The organism is Bradyrhizobium sp. (genome assembly GCF_027307225.1).
Classification (GTDB): domain Bacteria; phylum Pseudomonadota; class Alphaproteobacteria; order Rhizobiales; family Xanthobacteraceae; genus Bradyrhizobium.
Genome location: NZ_DAHUXJ010000015.1, coordinates 80147 through 100966, shown reverse-complemented (window position 1 = coordinate 100966; position 20820 = coordinate 80147). Strand labels below are relative to the sequence as shown.

Sequence of the window (20820 nt, the reverse complement as noted above, 5' to 3'; positions counted from 1 at the left end):
CTGCATCAGAAGCTCTTTGATACGAACAGCAGGAGGGTGCCGAGCAGACCCAGCATGAGAGCCGCACCGAGAAATTGCGGAACGCGAAAGACCCGCATTTTCGCCGTGGCGGTCTCGAACAGTGCAAGGAAAAAGCCCGCAGCCGCGAGCTTGACGAGGTAGGCGACGGCGCCGATGGCGTAGGACAATGGGCCGGCACCGAAGACTGCTATCTTCCAGGGTAGGAACACGCACGCGATCAGCGAGATATAGAGCAATAGTTTTAGGAAAACGCCGAATTCGATCATTGCGAGGTGGCGACCGGAATATTCGAGAACCATCGCTTCATGCACCATGGTGAGCTCCAGGTGCGTGGCCGGATTGTCGACCGGAATTCGCGCGTTCTCCGCGAGTGCCACCATGATGAGCGCGATCATCGCCATTCCCAGCGACACCCGTAAGCCGACATAGGACGAGGCCATGAAATTTGCGACCGTCGAAAGTTGGGTCGAGCCGGCAACCAGCGCTATGCAAAATACAAACAGGAGCATCGCCGGCTCCGCGAGAGCGGCGATCATGACTTCGCGGCTCGAGCCGATGCCGCCAAAACTGGTGCCGACGTCCATTCCGGCAAGCGCTAGAAAAAAGCGTGCACTTCCGAGCAGCGCCACGATGGCAATCAGATCCGCAGTCCAGTTGAAGAGGAGGCCGGTGGCGAACGTCGGCACCAGGGCGGCGGCAACCCAGATCGCGGCAAAGGTCACATAGGGCGTCACGCGGAACAGCCAGGAGGCGTTGTCCGCCAGTACCACTTCCTTGCGGAGCAATCGCAGGAGATCGCGATACGGTTGAAAGACCGACGCTCCCTGGCGACGCACCAGGCGGGCCTTCATCTTGCGCACAAAGCCGGTCAGCAGCGGCGCCAGCAGCAACACCAGAAGCATCTGCCCGCCTTGCACAAGAATGTCCGATATCAAGACCATATCGCGAGGACCAGAAGGAGCGCGACGAGGGTCGCAAAAACCAGGCTGAGATACCGCCGGATGGTTAGGAACTGCAGGCGGTTAAGCCATGCGGAGGAGAGGCCGACTGCACCTGCGATCGGCTGATACATTCCCTCCCAGATCAGATCGTGCAATTCGATTCGCAGGCGCGCCGGCCTGATATCTCCGGGGGTCGGCATCTCGACATGATCGCGGGCGTGGAACACGAGCGTACCGAAAACGCGGCGAATAGGCTGAGCGAAGCTTCCGCCCGAATATTGAGCCGCGGGTGTCGGATCGGAAAAGCCGCAGCCCCAGGCCGGACCCCGCCGTAACGCACGAGAGGCAAAGCGATGAATAAAGACGACGGCCGATGAGGCGGAAATCGTAATGAACACCATCACAAGCAATCCATTGTATGAACTGCGACTCTCAGCAATCGGCGCGATTGAAAGCCAGGGCTCGTTGATCTGAATCGGCATGCGGCCACCGAGGATCTGGAGCGTGATCGGCGAAAGCGCGTCGATGACCAGCCCAGGCAGAATTCCGGCCAGCAAGCAAAGCGCGGCGAGGACGAACATTGCCGAAAGCGAGTAGCGGTCGACTTCCTCTGCGGTTTCTGCCGCCACGCCGCGCGGCCGCCCGAGAAAGGTCACGCCGTATGCCTTGACGAAACACGCCGCTGCCAACGCAGCAGCCAAGGCCAATAGAGCGCCGACCGCAGGCACGGTGACCTTCAACGCCCATTGCGGCAACTCCGGACTGTGCAGCACGGCCTGAAACATGAGCCATTCCGAGACGAAGCCGTTGAAGGGTGGAAGCGCAGAGATCGCGACACAACCCATGAGAACGGCGAAACTTGTAAAAGGCATGCGGTGAATGAGGCCGCCCAGTTTGTCCATGTCCCGCTCGCCGGTCGCAGTCAGGACGGCGCCGGCGCCGAAGAAAAGCAGGCTCTTGAAGAAGGAGTGATTGAGAACATGAAACAACGCCGCGGTGAAGGCGAGCGCTGCCAGTAGTTTCAGCCCGTTGGCCTGGAAAGCCAATGCAAGGCCGAGGCTCGCGAAGATAACGCCGACATTTTCGATCGTACTGTAAGCGAGCAGGCGTTTGAGGTCATTTTCCATCATGGCGTACAAAATCCCCATGACGGCGGTGATACCGCCAAGGATGAGGACGACTACGCTTGCCGGCCATAACGGCTGTCCCAGCAGATCGAACACGACGCGAATGAAGCCGTAGATCGCGACCTTGGTCATGACGCCGCTCATCAGCGCCGAGACGTGGCTCGGAGCAGCTGGATGAGCGAGCGGCAGCCAGACATGCAACGGCACCAGGCCGGCCTTTGAACCGGCTCCGAGCAACATCAGGATCAACACCAACGTAGCCACGTAGGGCGTATGTTGAGCCGTGCGAATGGCTGCAAATCCGTAATCGCCAGCCGGTCCCGCCAGCAGGCCGAAGGCCAGCAGGAGTGCGAGCGTGCCGAAACTCGCCATCACCAGGTAGACGTAGCCAGCCTTTGCGTTGCCCGCTTCACGGTGGTGCGCCATCACCAGCGCCCAAGAGACCAGCGACATGAATTCCCAGCACAGTAGATAGGAAAACGCATCATCCGCTAGCACCACGAGATTCATTCCTGCTAGGAAAGCGGGGAAGAAGGGCAGCACGCGCTGCGGCGCCTCCTCGTGATGACCGTAGCCGAGACCATAAAGGCTTGCTGTGGCTCCCCCGAGATTGACGACAACAAGGAAAAACGAGGCCAGCGCGTCGAGTCGGAAATGGGCGCCAAGCCATGGCAGTCCGATCGGGAAGGTCAGATCGGTGGCGTTCGCCGTATCGCCGAGCAACCAGTGGATGGACGCAATTAACGCAATCGCAGACGCGGCCAACGTCGCGCTATAGATGATGGGCGTGGCGATCTTTGAGCGGCTCAGAACAATCGCCAGAACTGCCGATCCAAGCAATCCAGCGACACAAAGCATTTGCAAAACGATAGCCGGCATTACGTGCGTGCCTTCGTTCCGCTTGATGCTTGGTTTTCTATCCGATTGTTCAAATAGATTTTTGCCGATCCGGAATTGTGTTTCAGCCGCACCCCGCGTCCCTCGGCGCTACTGACAGCCCCTTCGTCTATCAATTCAATGCCGGCGGCGGCGAGAGCAGCAATCAACTTCACGAGCGAATCGACATTGCCCCGAACCATGGCCTCACTCGCCTCCATACGCTGGATCGTTGGCACAGAAAGCCCGGACAGTTCTGCGAGTCGGCGCTGATCGAGGCCGAGGAGCACCCTGGCCGCCCGCAATTGAGCTGCTGTGATCATCGGATTGCCCCACCACCCAGATTCGAACGACTACTAAACATCATCCTTGCATCCTAATTAATCATGTTATATTGTCAATAAGTGATATCTAAAACATCTAATCTAAGTATCGCGATGAATTGTCGGCATCCAATCCGAGGCGTCGAGGGACAACGTGAGTTCGACACGCGCTTACGAATTCATCGACCATACGTTTGATGTGGTCGTCGTCGGCGCGGGCGGTGCCGGTTTGCGGGCCACCCAGGGCGCCGTCGAAGCTGGTTTAACGACTGCCTGCATCACGAAGGTGTTTCCGACACGCAGCCATACGGTCGCAGCCCAGGGCGGCATTGCAGCCAGTCTCGGCAACATCGGCGAAGACAGTTGGCAATGGCATATGTACGACACGGTCAAAGGGTCCGACTGGCTCGGCGACCAAGATGCCATCGAATATATGTGCCGGCAGGCCGTCCCCACCGTCATCGAACTGGAACATGCGGGGATGCCCTTCTCCCGTACTGATGATGGAAAAATCTATCAGAGGCCGTTCGGTGGTCACATGAGTGACTTCGGCAAAAATCCGGTCCCCCGCGCATGCGCTGCGGCGGATCGAACGGGACACGCCTTGATTCACACGCTTTATGGGCAAGCCCTGCGCGTCGGTGCCGAGTTCTTCGTCGAATATTTTGTCCTCGACCTCATGATGGTGGAGGGCGAGTGCCGCGGCGTCATTGCCTGGTCGCTGATGGATGGAACGCTGCATCGCTTCCGTGCACAGACCGTCATCCTGGCGACTGGTGGTTACGGCAGAATCTATTTTTCCTGCACGTCTGCGCACACCTGCACCGGCGACGGAGGCGGTTTGGTCTTGCGCGCCGGCCTGCCATTGCAGGACATGGAGTTCATGCAGTTTCATCCGACCGGAATCTATGGGGCAGGCTGCCTGATCACGGAAGGTGCGCGCGGAGAAGGCGGCTTTCTCGTGAATTCCGAGGGCGAACGCTTCATGGAACGCTACGCTCCTTCCGCCCGGGATCTCGCGTCACGCGACGTCGTCTCTCGGGCCATGACGATGGAAATCCGCGAAGGGCGCGGCGTCGGTCCGAAAAAAGATCACATCTACCTGCATCTTGATCACCTGGACCCGGTGATGCTGCATGAACGGCTGCCGGGCATATCTGAATCGGCGCGCGTTTTCTCCGGCGTGGACGTCACGCGACAACCGATCCCTGTGCTACCGACCGCCCACTACTGCATGGGCGGCATCCCCACGAACTATCACGGAGAGGCGGTCCAGCCTTCCGACAGCAATCCTGACGCGATTGTGCCCGGCTTGATGGCTGTCGGGGAAGCCGCCTGCGTTTCTGTGCATGGAGCTAACAGGCTTGGCTGCAACTCACTTCTCGATATCGTCGTCTTCGGTCGAGCCGCCGCGCTGCGCTGCGCCGAAACATTGATCGGCAAAGCTGCGCAGCCCAAGCTGCCACCCGATGCCGGAGAAGCGACGTTGGTCAGGTTCGATAAGCTGCGCAACGCGAAGGGCGGAACGCCCACCCCCGCTCTCCGGCTCCGGATGCAGCGCGCGATGCAAACTTACGCAACGGTGTTCCGGACTGGAAACATCTTACAGGAGGGCCAAGGAGCTTTGCGCGAAGTCTGGAACGGCCTGTCCGACATCGCCGTGTCGGACAGATCGATGATCTGGAATTCCGATTTGGTCGAAACCCTTGAATTCGAAAATCTCCTTCTTCAGGCGACAGCTCTGGTGGATTCGGCCATCGCCCGCACCGAGAGCCGCGGGGCTCACGCGCGCGAGGATTTCTCCAGGCGCGATGACCAAAATTGGATGAAGCACACGCTCGCCTGGGTGGATCAAAATGGAGATGTCCGCTTGGACTATCGGCCCGTCCATACCTTCACCTTGAGCAAGGACATTCAATATATCGAGCCGACGGCCCGCGTGTACTGAATCGCCTAGCCGTGTTTGAGCTTGGAGACTCGATCAACGAATTGACAAGACCGGTCGAGACCGACGAACCTTGGCACCGATGGTTAGGAAGCTCGGTTGAGCATCGTGCCGGCCTGAGGCCATGCCTTCTACAATCGTGGCGCTATCGCCTTTGAGCGCCCGGCCTGTCGCGAAACTAAGGTGTCGTCGCACCGAAGGAAATGAATTGCATGACTTCGTCGATGAGCTGGGACGAATGGGAGCAGCACGACGGTGTAGCGCTGGCTGAGCACGTCAAAAATGGCGAACTGACGGCAGCTGAACTGGCGCGCCAGGCTGCCACGGGCATTGCGAAGGTCAACCCAAGCCTGTCGGGCGTCGTCGAGGTGTTTGAGGATGCAATCTCCGATCCCGGCGCGGACGGTGCGAATCTCGCAGGACCGTTCGCCGGCCTACCCTTCCTGATGAAGGATCTGGGCCCGACGATGAAGGGGCGCCTACAGGAAATGGGCTCGCTCTTGATGCGCGGCAATCGCGCGACCGCCGATGCGTTCCTGACGACGAAGATGCGCCAGGCGGGACTGAACCTGATTGGGCGGACGACGACGCCGGAGTTCGGCGTTTGCAGTTCGGCCGACAATCCTGCCGTCTACGTCACGCGCAACCCCTGGAATACGGACTACACCACTTGCGGTTCATCGGCTGGCAGCGCGGCCATGGTCGCCGCCGGCGTCGTGCCGATCGCCCATGCGACCGACGGCGGAGGCTCGATCCGCATTCCGGCCGGTGTCAACGGCAACATCGGCCTGAAGGTCTCGCGCGGCGTGTTCTCACTCGCGCCGCATCTGTCGGATCTGACTGGGCTCGTATCGATACAAGGCTGCCAATCGCGTTCAGTGCGCGATACCGCGGCCTTCGTCGATCATTGCCGAGGCCCAGCGCCCGGTGAATTCATGCCGTTCTGGACGTCCGCCGATCCCTACACCGAGACCATCAACCGCGATCCGCGACAGCTCAGAATCGCGCTCTCACCACAGTGCGGCGACTATCGTGCGACGCTGCACATTGCGGCAGAACTCACGAGAGTTGGGCGCTTCCTCGAAGGTCTCGGCCATTATGTGGACTATGCGTTTCCCGCGATCGATTGTCGCGCGGCCTTTGACGCCCAGACCACGTGCTACATAAGCAATTTCGCAATCGTGATCGACAATATGCTCGCGGCGCGCGGGCTGGAGAGGCCGCCTTCGGATCTCGTCGAACCCGTCAATATCAGGATCTGGGAAGCCGGCCGGCACACGAGCTTTGCCGAGCGGGCGCGCATGCAGGCGGTCTTCAACACTACCTCGCGCGGCTTCGGGGCGTTTTTCGAGGAATGGGATATCATCCTGACGCCGGTCACCGCGCTGCCAACCCCGAAAGTCGGCACGAAGGAATTCCTGACGATATCAGACAATCCGTCGGTACTGGATTGGTTCGGCAATCTATGGCGCAACTTCGCCTTTACACCGCTCGCCAACCTCTGCGGTGTCCCAGCGATCTCGCTGCCGCTTGCCGAACATGAAAATGGGCTGCCGCTCGGCATCCAGGCGATCGCCAGGCAGGCCAATGATGGGCTGCTGCTGCAATTCGCAGCCCAGATCGAGCGGGCGATCAACGGCAAATGGAACGCGGGACGGAAGCCGAAGGTGCGCGTGACGAACGGCTGAACGACGATCTCGCTCGTTTTTCTGCTATGCAGACGTTGTTGACACCGGCACACTTTTCCCCTTCCCCAGGGCCCGGTCTGTCGAACATCCGGGGCCGTTTTGTTTTTTTTGGAGCGGCAGGCCTGCAAAAAAACACCGGAGGGAGCCACGCTTTCTTGACCATGTTTGCCACCGAGTACTTTGATCAGCCAGCTTGTCACAATTAACTGCGCGACGATAGCGGCTTAGTTGTTTGTTCGACACTAGCCCTAGCAACCGACATGACCAGTTAGATTTCTTCGGTACGGGTGACATTCGAAATGAGAGAGGCCGCCAACTGAGCCAGCCCTATCGGCACGTATCGACGCTAGTCAGATTATTGCAGCCGTCCGTGCGATATTCGATACCGAAGCGGCGTGAACTCCAAAACGCCCTCGACGGGCTCGCCCCAAAACACCTCATCAGCGCTCTTGTTCGGTTCAAGCCTCTCGATTCTGGAAGATCGATGCCCCTACGCCTTGGCGCGAAGGATGGAGCACAGCTCCGCTACGGAGCCCCTTCCTATGAATGGCTGCCTACGTCGCGGCGTGTGGAACTCTTCGGCGTGATGTTCGCCAATAGTTCAACTGTTGCGCGCGCGGCTGAGTTGTTAACCTTCCAGCGCGGGACGGAAACCAGACGATGAAGCAATCGCTAGCTTACTTGGCGACCGCTGCGGCAATCGCACTTGGCGTTTGGGCAATAGCGGGCGCGCCAATGCCTTCGCATCCTGACTCACGCGTCGCACAAAGCACCGCTCATCATTGACCGCGCACACCGGCCGTCAGCGTGTGCCGTTCCGAAATTAACCTCCGTCGCAGACATCAAGCTTAACAAGCGACTTCAATTGCTAGGCAGCGCGTCCGCCTTAGAGCCACGCGGGGTCAAAAGCTTTGAGAGGTTTGTTGAAAACGGGCGTATTATCTTCAGCCTGTACTTCCGGCGACTTAGCGAGCCGCGCAGGTCGGCGAGGAAAAAACCGCGCGAGAGAGAGCAGCGACGCTGCACGCTGTCTTTCTGCCAGGACTATCTCAATCAGTTAAGTGTTTCGCGGTATGCGCATGTCGTGCCACTTATGTTGGGAAAGACCATGCGGGCGTTGGGGCAGGTGCTATTCCGAGGCGGTGTCACCTTCGGGATCTGCGCCGTGACCGCGCTCTGCATCGCCGGGTTCCTTTCCCTGATTGCGACCAGTTTTCAGCCGAAGAAGCAAGTCGCCGCCGCATCGATCCCGACCGGCTGCATCCCCAGTCACTGCCATGCAAAGATCAGCGGCCGGCAGGTTGTCGCCACCAAGCTCCAATAGGCTCGGTTCCGCGCTGCAGCAACGCTACGGCAGGCCATAAAGATGCTTCCCAGCGATCCTAGACTGCCCGCCAATAACAAAACAGGGGCTTCCCGCCAAGTGGGTTTTCGCGACGTAGCGAACCTCCGGACAACGTGCCAAGCACTCACGCCACCATACCAAGGACAAACAGCGGTTCGTCGTGTCGGTGGTTGCGTATGATTCCCTCCGCCGGAGCGGATTCGGGGCATCTCTTCGTACCGGTAAGCTGCCCAAGTTTCTCACGCGGACGCTTTGTCTCCGGTTCGGTCGACAGAGTGGAACTTTCTCTAATCCGGCCTCACCGATGCATTCTTTGGAACGCTCCGACTATCGCTCCGTGACGGCCCACGTCAAAATCGTCTGCACGGCGGAAAGCCCAGGATCGCTGGATTTCCGGATGATCGTGAGTAGTTGAAACCACAGATCATCGTCGGCACTTTCGAGGAATTCACGAACCGCACCTGCCACAAAATCCGTCACCGGCATGCACGCCACGGTTGCCCGACGCTCGATCTGCCGTGCGACATCAAAATGAAGCGTCGCCATGACGCCCTTTGCGACGTCAGGACGGTCAAGTTGCGCGATTAGCTCTCCAAGCACGGTGCACCGATTCTCCTGAGCGACTTCCGCAATAGCCGGGCCCTACCAGGCCGAGCGACGCAAGCTCTTATTGAACCAGGGGTATCTCCGTTCCATTGAGGTCGGCGCCCTGTATGTCGGCCTTTCCTGCCAGAACGCTGATGTATTGCCGGAGCGCCTTTTCTTCGACCATGGCGCGGAGGCGTTCGGCGATTTCGTCCCGTACCACGTCGAATGGCAGCCGCTTTCCAGGGATGCGTTGATCGATGGCCACGATGTGGAAGCCATGACGAGTTTTTACCAACTCCCGCAGCAGGCCGGTTAGCCCCAACCGAAAAATCGCCCTCTCGAACTCCGGCACCGTGTCACCACGGCCGATCTGCCCCAGATTGCCCCCGTGCTGACCAGAAGGGCAGTTTGACATTTCGGCCGCCACGGATGCGAAGCGCTCGGGCTCCCGCAACAACTCGTTCAGCGTCTGTTCCGCGCGCTCGCGAATCTCGGGGATGCTCACCGCAGGGGTCACCTGGAATAGAATGTGGCGGGCATGCACCAAATCACCGCTTTCGAAATCCCGCGGATATGCGTCGTAATAGCGTCGGCATTCCTCATCCATCGGAGTCGGCGTCACGATCTCGCGTGCGAGCAGCTCTTCGATTGCTTGATCGATGGTCCCTTCGTCGGTCGATGTGGCATCGAGAATGCCGACAGCGACCGCCCGTTGTCTGAGCAATTCCCGTGCCGCGCTGAGCTCGCTGGTAGTTTCAGCAGCCGCGGCTACGTCGACGCCATTCACCGAGACGCTCATGACCGGATCGGCTCCTTCGCACGCGTCTTCGGCGTCCGCACGACCTGGTAGGGCCTGAACAGATAGGCGAGTGCGCCGGCGCCGCTCCAGATATGGATCATGCGCGTGAAGGGCGAGACGAGGAAGAGCGTGAAGCCGAGTAGGATGTGCAGCTTGTAGGTGAGCGGCACGTCGACCATGAGTGCCGCAGACCCGGCATTGAGCGTCACGACGCCCTTGACGTAACTGCACAGCGTTTCGAACAACCCGCCATCCATATGATAGGCCGAGAGCGGCACAGTAAGAAGGCCGAGCAAAAGCTGTAGCCACAGCATGAAGGTGATGGCGATGTCCCATTTGCGGCTGTTCAGCCGGATGCGCGGGTCGGCGAGCCGCCGGTGAATTAAAATAGTCAAGCCAATGATGGCGACGAGACCGGCGATGCCGCCGACCACCATCGCCAGCAGCTGGTGCGCAACAGGCGACAGGGCCCAGTCGACCGCCCAGTTGGGCGCGAGGAATCCAGCAAAATGACCGAGGATGACGATGATGACGCCGTAATGGAAAAAGTTGGAGCCGAGGCGCAGTTCGCGCTTGCGCAGCATCTGCGAGGAATCGCTTTTCCATGTATATGGCTCACGGTCGAAGCGGATCAGACTGCCGATCAGGAGCACCACGAGGCAGATATAGGGATAGACCCCGAAGAGGAGCGTATTCACGTAGGAATTGGTGAGCATCAGAAAATCTCCCCTCTCAGGATAGACGCCCGCGGGAGGCAGGCGTCGATATCTCGGGCGCTCCAGCGAAGGCCGGTTGCTCGACCCAATCGCGGTCGAGGGCCTCGGGTTCTTCGCGGACGAACTTGATATCAGACGCGTCGATCGGCTTTTCCCCAGCGATAACCAGAAGTGCCTGCGGCACGGCCGCGTAGCGACTTTGTCTGGCGATCAGCGAGCGCGCGATGGAGTTGAGGATGTGGGCGCAATCGGCGAGCATGTCGCGCGCCTCTGCCACGGCGCGCTGGCTGAGATATTCCAATACGACCGGCAGGTAGTCCGGCAGTTCAGATGTCGCGAGATCGAAGCCGGCGGCGGCATAGAGCGCCTTCAGCTCGACCATGGCCGCGCCGCGGTCGCGTCCGTCGCCATGTAGATGCTCGAACAAATGTAGAGACAGCGCCCGCCCCCTGTCAAACAAATCAACATAGCGTTCCTCCGCCGCCAGCAAATCACCTTCGCGGAGTTCGGCGATCAGATCGATAAGCTGCTGCCGCTCTCCTGCCGCGACCAGCGGCGAACTGGTTATGACAGCGGAAATCTCCGGCAGCGCCTGACGCATCTCTACGCTCGGATAGGAAAGCAGCGCGCTAAAAGCCCTGAAGATCAGCATGGTACAGCCCTCACGTGTCGAGCGGCCGCATCGGGTTCAGCTTGCGCCGCCCCATCTTGCCGCCGAAAAGGGTCGAATGCGGTGGCCCGAAGTCGCAGCCATTGCCGAAGGTGAAGCCGCACGAGCCCTTCAGGCCATAGGCGTCCTCTGCCTCTTCGCGGTGGCTGGTTGGAATGACGAAGCGGTCCTCATAGTTGGCGATGGAGAGATAGCGGTGCATCTCCTCCACCTGCGCCTTCGACAGTCCCGCCTGCGCCAGCGCCGCCTCGCCGTCGCCCTCGCCGAGCTGACGCTGGCGGTAGTAGATGCGCATGGCCAACATCCGCTCCAGCGCCAAGACGATCGGCGCTTCGGCGCCGGCGGTGAGTAGGTTGGCGAGATAGCGCACCGGGATGCGCAGCGAGCGCACATCGGGGATTTCGCCGACCGTCTCGATCGCGCCGGCGTTGGCGTGGGACTGGATGGGCGAGAGCGGCGGCACGTACCAGACCATCGGCAGTGTGCGGTATTCGGGATGGAGCGGGAAGGCGATCTTCCAGTCTACCGCCATCTTGTAAGTGGGTGAGCGCCTGGCAGCCTCGATCCAGTTGTCAGCAATGCCGTCGGCACGTGCCTGCTCCACTACGGCGGGATCGTTCGGATCGAGGAAAAGCTTTAGCTGGGCCTCGTAAAGGTCCTGCTCGTCTTCGACGGAAGCCGCCTTCTCGATGCTGTCGGCATCGTAGAGCAGCACGCCGAGATAGCGGATGCGGCCGACGCAGGTTTCCGAACAAACCGTCGGCTGCCCGGCCTCGATGCGTGGATAGCAGAAGATGCACTTCTCCGCCTTGCCGGAGGTCCAGTTGTAATAGATCTTCTTGTAGGGGCAGCCCGATACGCACATGCGCCAGCCGCGGCACTTGTCCTGGTCGATGAGGACGATACCGTCCTCCTCGCGCTTGTAGATGGAGCCGGAGGGGCAGGAGGCGACGCAGGCCGGGTTGAGGCAATGCTCGCAGAGCCGCGGCAGATACATCATGAAAGTGTTTTCGAACTGCCCGTAAATGTCCTTCTGAACGGCTTCGAAATTGTAGTCCTTCGAGCGCTTGTCGAATTCGCCGCCGAGGATTTCCTCCCAGTTCGGGCCCCACTCGATCTTTTCCATTGGCCGGCCGGTAACGAGCGAAAGCGGCCGCGCGACAGGCGCGGTTTCAAGTTCAGGCGCCTTCTGCAAATGTTCATAGTCGAAGGTGAACGGTTCGTAATAGTCGTCGATTTCCGGCAGGTTCGGATTGGCGAATATTTTCGAAAGCAGCGCGAGCCGGCCGCCCTGCTTCGGCACGATTTTGCCGTTCTTCTTGCGCTTCCAGCCGCCGTTCCAGCGCTCCTGGTTTTCCCAATCCTTGGGGTAGCCAATGCCGGGCTTGGTCTCGACGTTGTTGAACCAAGCGTATTCCATCCCTTGGCGGGAGGTCCACACTTGCTTGCAGGTGACGGAGCAGGTGTGGCACCCGATGCATTTGTCCAGATTCATCACCATTGCGATCTGAGCACGGATTTTCATGATACGGGCTCCTGCTGGCGAGCCCGGTCCACCGGGTTCGAGTGATCAAGCCACTTGATCTCGTTGAGCTTGCGCACGATGACAAACTCGTCGCGGTTCGAACCCACCGTGCCGTAATAGTTGAAGCCGTAGGAGAGCTGGGCGTAACCGCCGATCATGTGGGTCGGCTTCAGCAACGTGCGGGTGACGGAATTGTGGATGCCGCCGCGCTGACCGGTGATCTGCGAGCCCGGCACGTTCACAATCTTCTCCTGTGCGTGATACATCAGGCACATGCCCTCCTTGACGCGTTGGCTGACGACGGCGCGGGCGGAGATGGCGCCATTTACGTTGAAGAGTTCGATCCAATCATTGTCGACGATGCCGGCCTTCTTCGCGTCCACCTCGGAAATCCAGACGATCGGCCCGCCGCGCGACAACGTCAGCATGATCAGATTGTCGGTATAGGTGGAGTGGATGCCCCATTTCTGGTGCGGCGTGATGAAGTTGAGGACGATTTCCTTCTCGCCGTTGGAGTGCTTGCCGAGCATGGCGTTGACGGTCTGGGTGTCGACCGGCGGCCGGTAGAGCGCGAAAGCTTCGCCGAAATCGCGCATCCATTGGTGGTCCTGGTAGAACTGCTGGCGGCCGGTGAGCGTGCGCCAGGGGATCAGTTCGGTGCGGTTCAGATAGCCCGCATTATAGGTCTGCTCCTCGCTCTGGATGCCTGACCAGGTGTGTGATGTGATGACCTTGCGGGGTTGGGCGACGATGTCGCGGAAGCGGATCTTTTCGTCCTCGCGCTGCTTCGCCAGATGGGTGTGGTCGCGGCCGGTCTTTTCGCCGAGCGCCTCCCACCCCTTCACGGCAACCTCGCCATTTGTCTCTGGAGCGAGATAAAGAATGGTTTCGGCCGCATCGATGTCGGTATCGATGCGCGGCCGCCCCTTTGTCGGCCCGTCTTCTGTTACCGTGCGGTTCAGTTCGCGCAGCCCCGCGACCTCTGCTTCCGTCTCCCACTCGACGCCCTTTTCCTCGTTCCCGAGAGTGTCGATCAGCGGCCCGAGCGCTGTGAAGCGTCGCCAGGTATTGGGATAATCCCGCTCGACTATCGTCACCTGCGGAGCGGTCACACCCGGGATCGGGTCGCATTCGCCCTTCTTCCAGTCCTTGACGCCGAAGGGTTGGGCAAGCTCGCCCGGCGTGTCGTGCTTGATCGGGCTCAGCACGAGATCGCGCTCGACGCCGAGATGACCCTCGGCGAGTTCGGAAAAGCGTTTGGCGATCGCCTTGTAGGTTTCCCAGTCGCTCTTCGATTCCCAGACCGGATCTACTGCTGCCGACAGCGGATGAATGAAAGTATGCATGTCGGTGGTGTTAAGATCGTTCTTCTCATACCAAGATGCCGTCGGCAGCACGATATCGGAATAGAGGCAGCTTGACGACATGCGGAAGTCGAGCGTCACCACCAGATCGAGCTTGCCTTCCGGTACCGGATCGCGCCAGACGATCTCCTCGGGCTTGACCGCGCCCGTCTCGCCGAGATCCTTGCCCTGCAGCCCGTGCCTGGTGCCAAGGAAATGCTTTAGGAAATATTCGTGACCCTTGCCGGACGAGCCGAAGAGGTTCGAGCGCCAGATGAACAGGTTGCGCGGGAAATTGACGGGATTGTCCGGATCCTCGCAGGAAAGTTTCAACGCGCCCGATTTGAGGCCATCGGCGACGAATTCGCGTGGCTCGAGCCCGGCCTTTTCCGCCTCGGCCGCAAGCCCCAGCGGGTTGGATGCCAATTGCGGCGCCGAAGGTAGCCAGCCCATGCGCTCGGCGCGTACATTGAGGTCGATGAAGCTGCCCTTGTAGTTGTCCGGATCGGCGAGCGGCGAAAGAAGGCCGGACACATCGAGCTTCTCATAGCGCCACTGGTCGGAATGGGAGTAGAAGAACGACGTGCCGTTCATCTGGCGCACCGGCCGCACCCAGTCCCGCGCAAAGGCGAGTGTCATCCAACCGGCAAGCGGGCGCAGCGCCTCCTGGCCGACATAATGCGCCCAGCCGCCGCCGGAGACGCCGATCGTGCCGCACAGCATCAGGACATTGATGATGGAACGATAGGTCATGTCCTGGTGATACCAATGGTTCACACCCGCACCGATGATCACCATAGAACGGCCATTGGTCTTTTCCGCATTGTGGGCAAACTCGCGCGCGACGCGGATGGCACATTCGGCGGGGACGCCGGTGATTGTCTCCTGCCAGGCCGGCGTATAGGGCACGTCGTCGTCATAACCCGATGCGCAGGCGCCGCCGAGCCCGCGGTCGAGCCCGTAATGGGCGCACATCAGGTCGAAGACGCTCGCAACGATCCCCTCGCCATCGACCAGCGCCAGCCGTCGCACCGGCACGTTGCGGACGAGTATGTCGCCGCCCTGGTCGTTCTCGGCGAAACGCTCATGCAGTTGACCGCCGAAATAGGGGAAAGCCGCCGGAACGATGTCGTCACATCGGTCGAGGGCGCTCAGTGCCAGCCGTATGGGCTCGCCGCTCTCGCCATCTTTTTCCTCGAGGTTCCAGCGGCTCTGCGGCTCGCCGTCCTTAGGCCAGCGATAGCCCATCGAACCCTGCGGAACCACCGGCTCACCTGTCTCCTCTGAAAAGGCAATCGTCTTCCAGTCGGCGCTGTCGGATTTTGCCGTCTTAGCGCGCGATTTAGTTCCGCCGGCGAGATCGCTCTGGCGCAGATAGCGATCGGGGACCCATCGATCACCGTCCTTCTTCAGCTTTACCAGCATTGGCAGATCGGTATAGCGGCGCGCGTAATCCTCGAAATAGGGCACCTTGCGGTCGATGAAGAACTCCTTCAACACGACATGGCCAAGCGCCATGCCGAGGGCCGAGTCGGTTCCCTGCTTGGGATGCAGCCACAGATCGGAGAGCTTCGCGACCTCGGAATAGTCGGGCGTGACCGCTACCACCTTGGTGCCGTTATAGCGGGCCTCGGTGAAAAAATGCGCGTCCGGCGTGCGCGTCTGCGGCACGTTGGAACCCCAGGCGATGATGTAGCCGGAATTGTACCAGTCGGCCGATTCCGGCACGTCGGTCTGCTCGCCCCAGGTCTGGGGAGAGGATGGCGGCAGGTCGCAATACCAGTCGTAGAAGGACAAAAGCGTGCCACCGATCAGACTGAGATAGCGCGCGCCGGAAGCATAGGAGACCATCGACATGGCCGGAATCGGCGAGAAGCCGACGACCCGGTCCGGCCCCCAGTTTTTGATGGTGTGCACATTGGCGGCGGCAATGATCTCGGTGGCTTCATCCCAACTCGCGCGCACGAAGCCGCCGCGCCCGCGTATTGCCTTGTAGCTTGTCGCCTTCTCCTGATCGCCGACGATCGAGGCCCATGCCTCGACCGGCTCTAAAGTCTGGCGCGCTTCCCGCCATGCCTTGATCAGCCTGCCGCGTACCAATGGGTATTTGATGCGGCTGGCGCTGTAGAGGTACCAGCTGTAGGAGGCGCCGCGCGAGCAGCCGCGCGGCTCGTGGTTGGGGATGCCGGGGCGGGTGCGCGGATAGTCGGTCTGCTGCGTCTCCCAGGTGACGACGCCGCTCTTGACGTAGATTTTCCAGCTACAGCCGCCGGTGCAGTTCACGCCGTGGGTGGAGCGCACGATTTTATCGTGCTGCCAGCGCTGTCGGTATCCTTCCTCCCACATGCGGTCCTCGTCGCGCAATTCGCCGAGGCCGTCGGCGAAAGGTTCGCGCCGCCGGGAAAGGTAGGTGAGGCGTTCGAGGAAATGGCTCATTTGGCAGTTCCTTCCCAGATTCTATCGCAACATCTTGGTGATGGTCGTTCCCGTTACTTCGCCCATCACGGGTGCGCGCCGCACCTCGGTCAGGTAGCTCAGCGTCAACGACACCCAGACAATGCCGTAAAGCAGCATGAAGCAGCTCGAGTTCACGCCCAACCGATCCAGGATCGCGCCGAACATGATCGGCAGGAGGAACCCACCAAGGCCGCCGGCCATACCAACAATACCGGAGACTGCGCCCATGCTTTCCGGAAAATCGTCCCCGATGTACTTGAAGGTAGATGCCATACCGCACGCGAAGGCGATACCGAGCACCATTAACAACCCGGTGAACAGCCAAGCAGGCAGCGCGATGCCAAAACTGGCTGGCCCATTGACGGTATGCACGATCAGCTCGGTTCTCGGGTAGGACAGCAGGAACAAAGCGATCCAGGCCGCCCATAGCACCCACCAGGTGACGCCGTGAGCGCCAAAGCGATCCGACAACCAGCCGCCGACCGCACGAAACGCACCGCCTGGAAGGGAAAAGCAAGCCGCGAGCAGCGAGGCCTGAGCGATCGAGAAGCCGTATTCGTTCTTGAAGTATTGCGGCATCCAGATCGACAGGGCTGTGAAGCCTCCAAACACAATGGAATAGTATTGGCAGTATTTCCAGACTCGAGGATCGCGCAATACCGACAACTGCTGTCGCATCGAAGGCGCGCTGCCCGCACCCGTCCCAGGATCAGGGGCAGATAGGAACCAAAACAATACCGCCGTCACAAGAAGAGCGACCGCATAGACCTTCGGCACGGACTGCCAGCCGTAGCTGCCCACCAGAAACGGGGCGACGAACATGTTCAGCGCGGCCCCTGTGGTGCCCGCGCCAAAAAATCCCATGGCGAACCCGCGTCTCTCTTTTGGAAAGAAGCGCGCCACATAGGGCGTTCCGACGGAGAAGGAAGCGCCGACCAGCCCGAGAGCGAGGCCGAGCAACAGGAACTGCCACAGCATTGTCGCATACGACGAGATCCACAGCGGGATAGCGCAACCTACCAGCAAGAGCAGCATGATGGCTCGTCCGCCGAAGCGATCTGTCCAGATACCGAGTGGCAGGCGGAACAGTGCCCCGGTCAAGACTGGCGTGGCCGTGAGAAGCCCCACCTGGGTTGAATCCAAATTGAGCTGAGCACGGATTGGGATGCCCGTGACTCCGAACATCGTCCACACTGCGAAACAGGCGGTGAATGCCCAAGTGGTCACGAGCAAGACCAAAAGATTTCTAGACTTCGGCATTTCCAGCATCCTCAGGATGGTCCGCCCGTCAATCCGTCGTCTTGATGATGTCGGGCGGCTGCGAGGCGTAGTAGGCTGCAGCCTGGTCGATCTCCTGGGACGTCAGTGCGCGCGCGACGTTTCGCATCTGCTGACTGATGTCGTTCGTGCGCTGACCGGCCGCGAATGCCTGAAGCTGCGCCTTAAGATACGCTTCGGATTGCCCTTCCAGCCATGGACTGCCGGCCTTGTTGTCGAGGCTGCCGTGGCAGGAGCCGCAGGGCGCGATGCCGCGCATCGGCGCGCCATAGATGACCACCCGCGGCCTCGGAAGCTGCTCCTGCGGGTGATAGGCCGGTAGGCGAGGCAGGTACGCATAGTAGGCGGCGAGATCCTTGATGTCTTGGTCGGACAGGTTTGCTGCGAACGGCGACATCACGGCGTTGGTCCGCGCGCCCGAACGGAAGTCCAAAAGCTCCTTGTAGATGACGCTTGCGTACTGACCCGCCAGATTGGGGGAGTCAGCCCTGCTGATACCCGTCGGCCCGTGGCAGATTGCGCAGCGCTGGGCGAGTGTCGCCCCGCGGCCGATCGATTCCTGGGTCGGACGGGCAAGCGTTGTCGGCGTAAGGACCGCCTCGGACAACCGGTGCGGGGATTTTGGTATTTCTCCGGAGGAGACGCTCCGCCGCGGCAGGCCGGCCGCGCTGCAAAAGGCGTCCCAGAGGTCCGCGTATTTCAATTCCGGCTGCAGACGGGGCAGGAGGACGAATCCGGTGATGGCAGCCAGCGCGAACACGCCGGCAGCCACTCCCACGCCTATCGAGAAGTAGGTGTTGCGGAACGTGAAGAGTTCGCGGGCGCTCATCACTGCGCCCCCACATAGACCGCCGGCACCGACGTGTCTTGGCGCGCGGCCAGCATCAGGATCGGGTAGCCGTAGTTCGTGACGGTCAACCCGATCATCAGAGCAACCCAGATGCCGAAGCTATTCAACGCGAGCGGCACCGAGCGGACGGGATGCACGGGCATGCTGAAGCGGTATTCGCCCGCCTCGGTCGCCGGCTGCGCGTGTGCGCGCGCCAGGATGAATAGGAAGAGAAGACCAGAGATCAGAAGGATGAGTGCGCCGAACGCCGACAGGCTGACGTAGAGCGCTTCCGGGGCAATCGCCGGATTCGAGTAGTCGTAATAGGCCATCCGGCGCGGCATGCCGAGAATGCCGACCCAGTGCCAGGGGAAGGTCGTCACGATCATGCCGATGAACCATAGCCACAACTGCGTTCGTGCCAGAGCAAGATTGGGCAACGCACGGCCGGTCAGATGCGGCCAGAGGTCATAGGCAATGGCGAAATACATGATGACGATGGCGCCACCGAAGATCAGGTGGAAATGGCCGGTGATCCACTGCGTGTTGTGGATGGTCGTATCGAGTTGATAGCTCATATTGATCAGACCGCCGGCGCCGCCGAATCCGAGCATCACGAAGGAGAATGCGACTGCCAGCATGATCGGATTTTGCCACGGCAGCGCTCGGATCCAACCAAGCGCGCCACGGCCGCCGCGCAGGCGAGCGGCGATCTCGACGGATGCGCAGATCGTGAAGACGGTCAGCAGTGTCGGCAATGCGACCAGCGCGGTGAACGTCGAGTGGATGAATTTGAAGCCGGCGCCGACCTGCGGGTCGGCGAAAGTGTGGTGGATGCCGATCGGCATCGCGACAACGAGGAACAGGATGAAGGAGAGGCGGGCCATCGTGTCGCTGTAGAGCCGGCCGCCGATCGCACGCGGCACGATGGTGTAATAGGCGATGTAGGTCGGAATCAGCCAGAAATAGACGATGGCGTGCAGTGTCCACGAGAAGAAGACGCGCGCCAGGCCGGCGTCGATCGTTGTCTTCAGGCCGAGCGCGACGGGAATGATCTGCAGCAGCAGTTCGAGCGCGGCGCCTACTGCTGTCCAAGCCCAGAGATACGATCCCGCTACGTTCGCGAACATCGCAAGCGGCACCGGTTCACCGGGGTGAGCGCGTCTCCAGACCCGCAGGTTGATGGACATCAACGCGACCCAGATCCAGGAGCCAACCACGACCAGCACGACGCCGATGTAATAAAAGGCATTGCCGATCAGCGGGGGATAGAACGTGTAGAGCACCGACGCGCGGCCAAGCGCCACCGGGACCATCGCCATGATCGCGCCGATGACGATCAGCCAGAATCCCGCCCAAGCCCAGCGCACTCCGACTAAACGCTGCTGCAGCGCGGACTCGGTGATCGCATAACCGAAGCCCATCGCGACCAGCGTCGGGAAGACGTAACCCATCACCGTGCCGTGCGCGGTCAGCGAGCGATAGTACCATTCCGGATTGCTGATCCAGGTATAGAGCGGGCTGCGCACGAACATCTGCCAGGCGCCGAGACACAGGGCGAGCCCGAACACGACGAAGGCCAGCCAGAAGTGCGCGAGGATGAGCTTCCTATTCACCAACACAGCTCAACCTCCCACCATTTTTTGCGCGCGATGCGAACTCGGCCTTGTCGATCACCCTGACCTTGCCCCACATGCCTTCATGGCCGAAGCTGCAGAACTCCTGGCATGGCATCAGATGGTCGCCCGTCTTCTCGAAGCGCATGAACTGCTCTGAAACGTAGCCGGGTACCAGCATGGTGTTGACGTTAGTACCCTGGATGAGGATCCCGTGGACCACGTCTGCGCTGGTGGCTCGCAGCTTGATCGGCGTGTCGACCGGCACGAGGATGCAGGCCGGCGTGAACGAGTATTGCTGGCCGATCGCCCGGACCGTGACGGTCCCGTCGGCCTCGTTCGCCGTGCCCAGATTGGATTCGACGAACTCGCCGGAGAGGTGCAGCCGGGTCGGATCGATGGTCTCGACGCGTCCCTGCGGCATGGTCGCCTGGTGGATGCCGGCGAACGCCGCCAACAGGATGAGAACAACGATGATGACGACCGAGATCGTTGCCCAGCGGCGTTCGGTGCGGACGATCGTGGCGTCATCGTGAGCATCCTCCGCGGTCATTGCAGAGCACCGCGGGGGAGAAACACGAAGAAGTAGAACGCCAGCCAGAGTGCGATCACCATTGCCGTCGTGATGCCCGCAAGGGTCAGCGCCCCTCTCGGGCCGCCGGCGACGATCCTGTCGACGCGCTCATCGAGCCGTTCAGCCGCCTGTTCGGGCAGGTCCGAGTTTATCATGTTC

Annotated in this window: 17 protein-coding genes; 3 read left to right on the top strand and 14 right to left on the bottom strand. The window is 60.7% G+C overall.

The window, feature by feature from the left end; genetic code table 11:
* Positions 1-5: 5 nt before the first annotated feature.
* From M6D32_RS02600 to M6D32_RS02590, 3 genes are read right to left on the bottom strand one after another with little or no spacing between them, the layout of a single operon-like run.
* Positions 6-962 (bottom strand): NADH-quinone oxidoreductase subunit H, encoded by a 957-nt coding sequence (locus tag M6D32_RS02600; protein ID WP_298253036.1) that lies wholly within the window; start codon positions 960-962, stop codon positions 6-8.
* Complete coding sequence (gene hyfB / locus M6D32_RS02595; protein ID WP_298253034.1) at positions 953-2968, bottom strand: hydrogenase 4 subunit B; 2016 nt, start codon at positions 2966-2968, stop codon at positions 953-955. Before hyfB ends, M6D32_RS02600 begins: the two co-directional genes overlap by 10 nt.
* Positions 2968-3288 (bottom strand): helix-turn-helix transcriptional regulator, encoded by a 321-nt coding sequence (locus M6D32_RS02590; protein ID WP_298253032.1) that lies wholly within the window; start codon positions 3286-3288, stop codon positions 2968-2970. Before M6D32_RS02590 ends, hyfB begins: the two co-directional genes overlap by 1 nt.
* Before the next feature lie 154 nt (positions 3289-3442).
* Between M6D32_RS02590 and sdhA the strand changes: the two genes are divergently transcribed.
* The 3 genes from sdhA to M6D32_RS02575 all read left to right on the top strand — a co-directional run bounded on the left by sdhA (position 3443) and on the right by M6D32_RS02575 (position 8245).
* Positions 3443-5236: a succinate dehydrogenase flavoprotein subunit gene (gene sdhA / locus M6D32_RS02585; protein ID WP_298253030.1), complete on the top strand. Its 1794-nt coding sequence runs from the start codon at positions 3443-3445 to the stop codon at positions 5234-5236.
* 209 nt (positions 5237-5445) lie between these two features.
* Entirely contained in the window at positions 5446-6921 is a 1476-nt protein-coding gene (locus M6D32_RS02580; RefSeq protein ID WP_298253028.1) for an amidase, read from the top strand.
* Positions 6922-8086: 1165 nt separating this feature from the next.
* Positions 8087-8245: a hypothetical protein gene (locus M6D32_RS02575; RefSeq protein ID WP_298253026.1), complete on the top strand. Its 159-nt coding sequence runs from the start codon at positions 8087-8089 to the stop codon at positions 8243-8245.
* A 348-nt stretch (positions 8246-8593) separates the two neighbouring features.
* On the opposite strand, the gene M6D32_RS02570 is transcribed toward M6D32_RS02575, so the two are convergent.
* The 11 genes from M6D32_RS02570 to M6D32_RS02520 form a co-directional block, all read right to left on the bottom strand.
* Positions 8594-8812: a hypothetical protein gene (locus M6D32_RS02570; protein WP_298253024.1), complete on the bottom strand. Its 219-nt coding sequence runs from the start codon at positions 8810-8812 to the stop codon at positions 8594-8596.
* Between the two features lie 121 nt (positions 8813-8933).
* Positions 8934-9653, bottom strand: a complete 720-nt coding sequence (locus M6D32_RS02565) for a peptidylprolyl isomerase (RefSeq protein WP_298253022.1) — start codon at positions 9651-9653, stop codon at positions 8934-8936.
* The gene (narI, locus tag M6D32_RS02560) at positions 9650-10369 is read right to left on the bottom strand and encodes a respiratory nitrate reductase subunit gamma (RefSeq protein WP_298253020.1); all 720 of its coding nucleotides are present in this window, start codon (positions 10367-10369) and stop codon (positions 9650-9652) included. The genes M6D32_RS02565 and narI overlap by 4 nt, the downstream gene beginning before the upstream one ends.
* Before the next feature lie 16 nt (positions 10370-10385).
* A complete protein-coding gene (gene narJ / locus M6D32_RS02555) occupies positions 10386-11021 on the bottom strand; it encodes a nitrate reductase molybdenum cofactor assembly chaperone (protein ID WP_298253018.1) in 636 nt (211 codons plus the stop codon).
* Positions 11022-11031: 10 nt separating this feature from the next.
* A complete protein-coding gene (narH, locus tag M6D32_RS02550) occupies positions 11032-12564 on the bottom strand; it encodes a nitrate reductase subunit beta (RefSeq protein ID WP_298253016.1) in 1533 nt (510 codons plus the stop codon).
* Positions 12561-16343 carry a nitrate reductase subunit alpha gene (locus tag M6D32_RS02545; RefSeq protein WP_298253014.1) on the bottom strand — a complete coding sequence of 1261 codons (3783 nt, stop codon included), beginning with the start codon at positions 16341-16343 and terminating at the stop codon, positions 12561-12563. The genes narH and M6D32_RS02545 overlap by 4 nt, the downstream gene beginning before the upstream one ends.
* Before the next feature lie 21 nt (positions 16344-16364).
* Positions 16365-17591, bottom strand: coding sequence for a nitrate/nitrite transporter (locus M6D32_RS02540; protein WP_298253012.1), 1227 nt, complete (start codon positions 17589-17591; stop codon positions 16365-16367).
* A gap of 61 nt (positions 17592-17652) precedes the next feature.
* Complete coding sequence (locus M6D32_RS02535) at positions 17653-18471, bottom strand: c-type cytochrome (protein ID WP_298253010.1); 819 nt, start codon at positions 18469-18471, stop codon at positions 17653-17655.
* Positions 18471-20093, bottom strand: a complete 1623-nt coding sequence (locus tag M6D32_RS02530) for a b(o/a)3-type cytochrome-c oxidase subunit 1 (protein ID WP_298253008.1) — start codon at positions 20091-20093, stop codon at positions 18471-18473. Before M6D32_RS02530 ends, M6D32_RS02535 begins: the two co-directional genes overlap by 1 nt.
* Positions 20080-20640 (bottom strand): cytochrome C oxidase subunit II, encoded by a 561-nt coding sequence (locus M6D32_RS02525; RefSeq protein WP_298253006.1) that lies wholly within the window; start codon positions 20638-20640, stop codon positions 20080-20082. The genes M6D32_RS02530 and M6D32_RS02525 overlap by 14 nt, the downstream gene beginning before the upstream one ends.
* Positions 20637-20816: a hypothetical protein gene (locus M6D32_RS02520; RefSeq protein WP_298253004.1), complete on the bottom strand. Its 180-nt coding sequence runs from the start codon at positions 20814-20816 to the stop codon at positions 20637-20639. The genes M6D32_RS02525 and M6D32_RS02520 overlap by 4 nt, the downstream gene beginning before the upstream one ends.
* Positions 20817-20820: the final 4 nt, after the last annotated feature.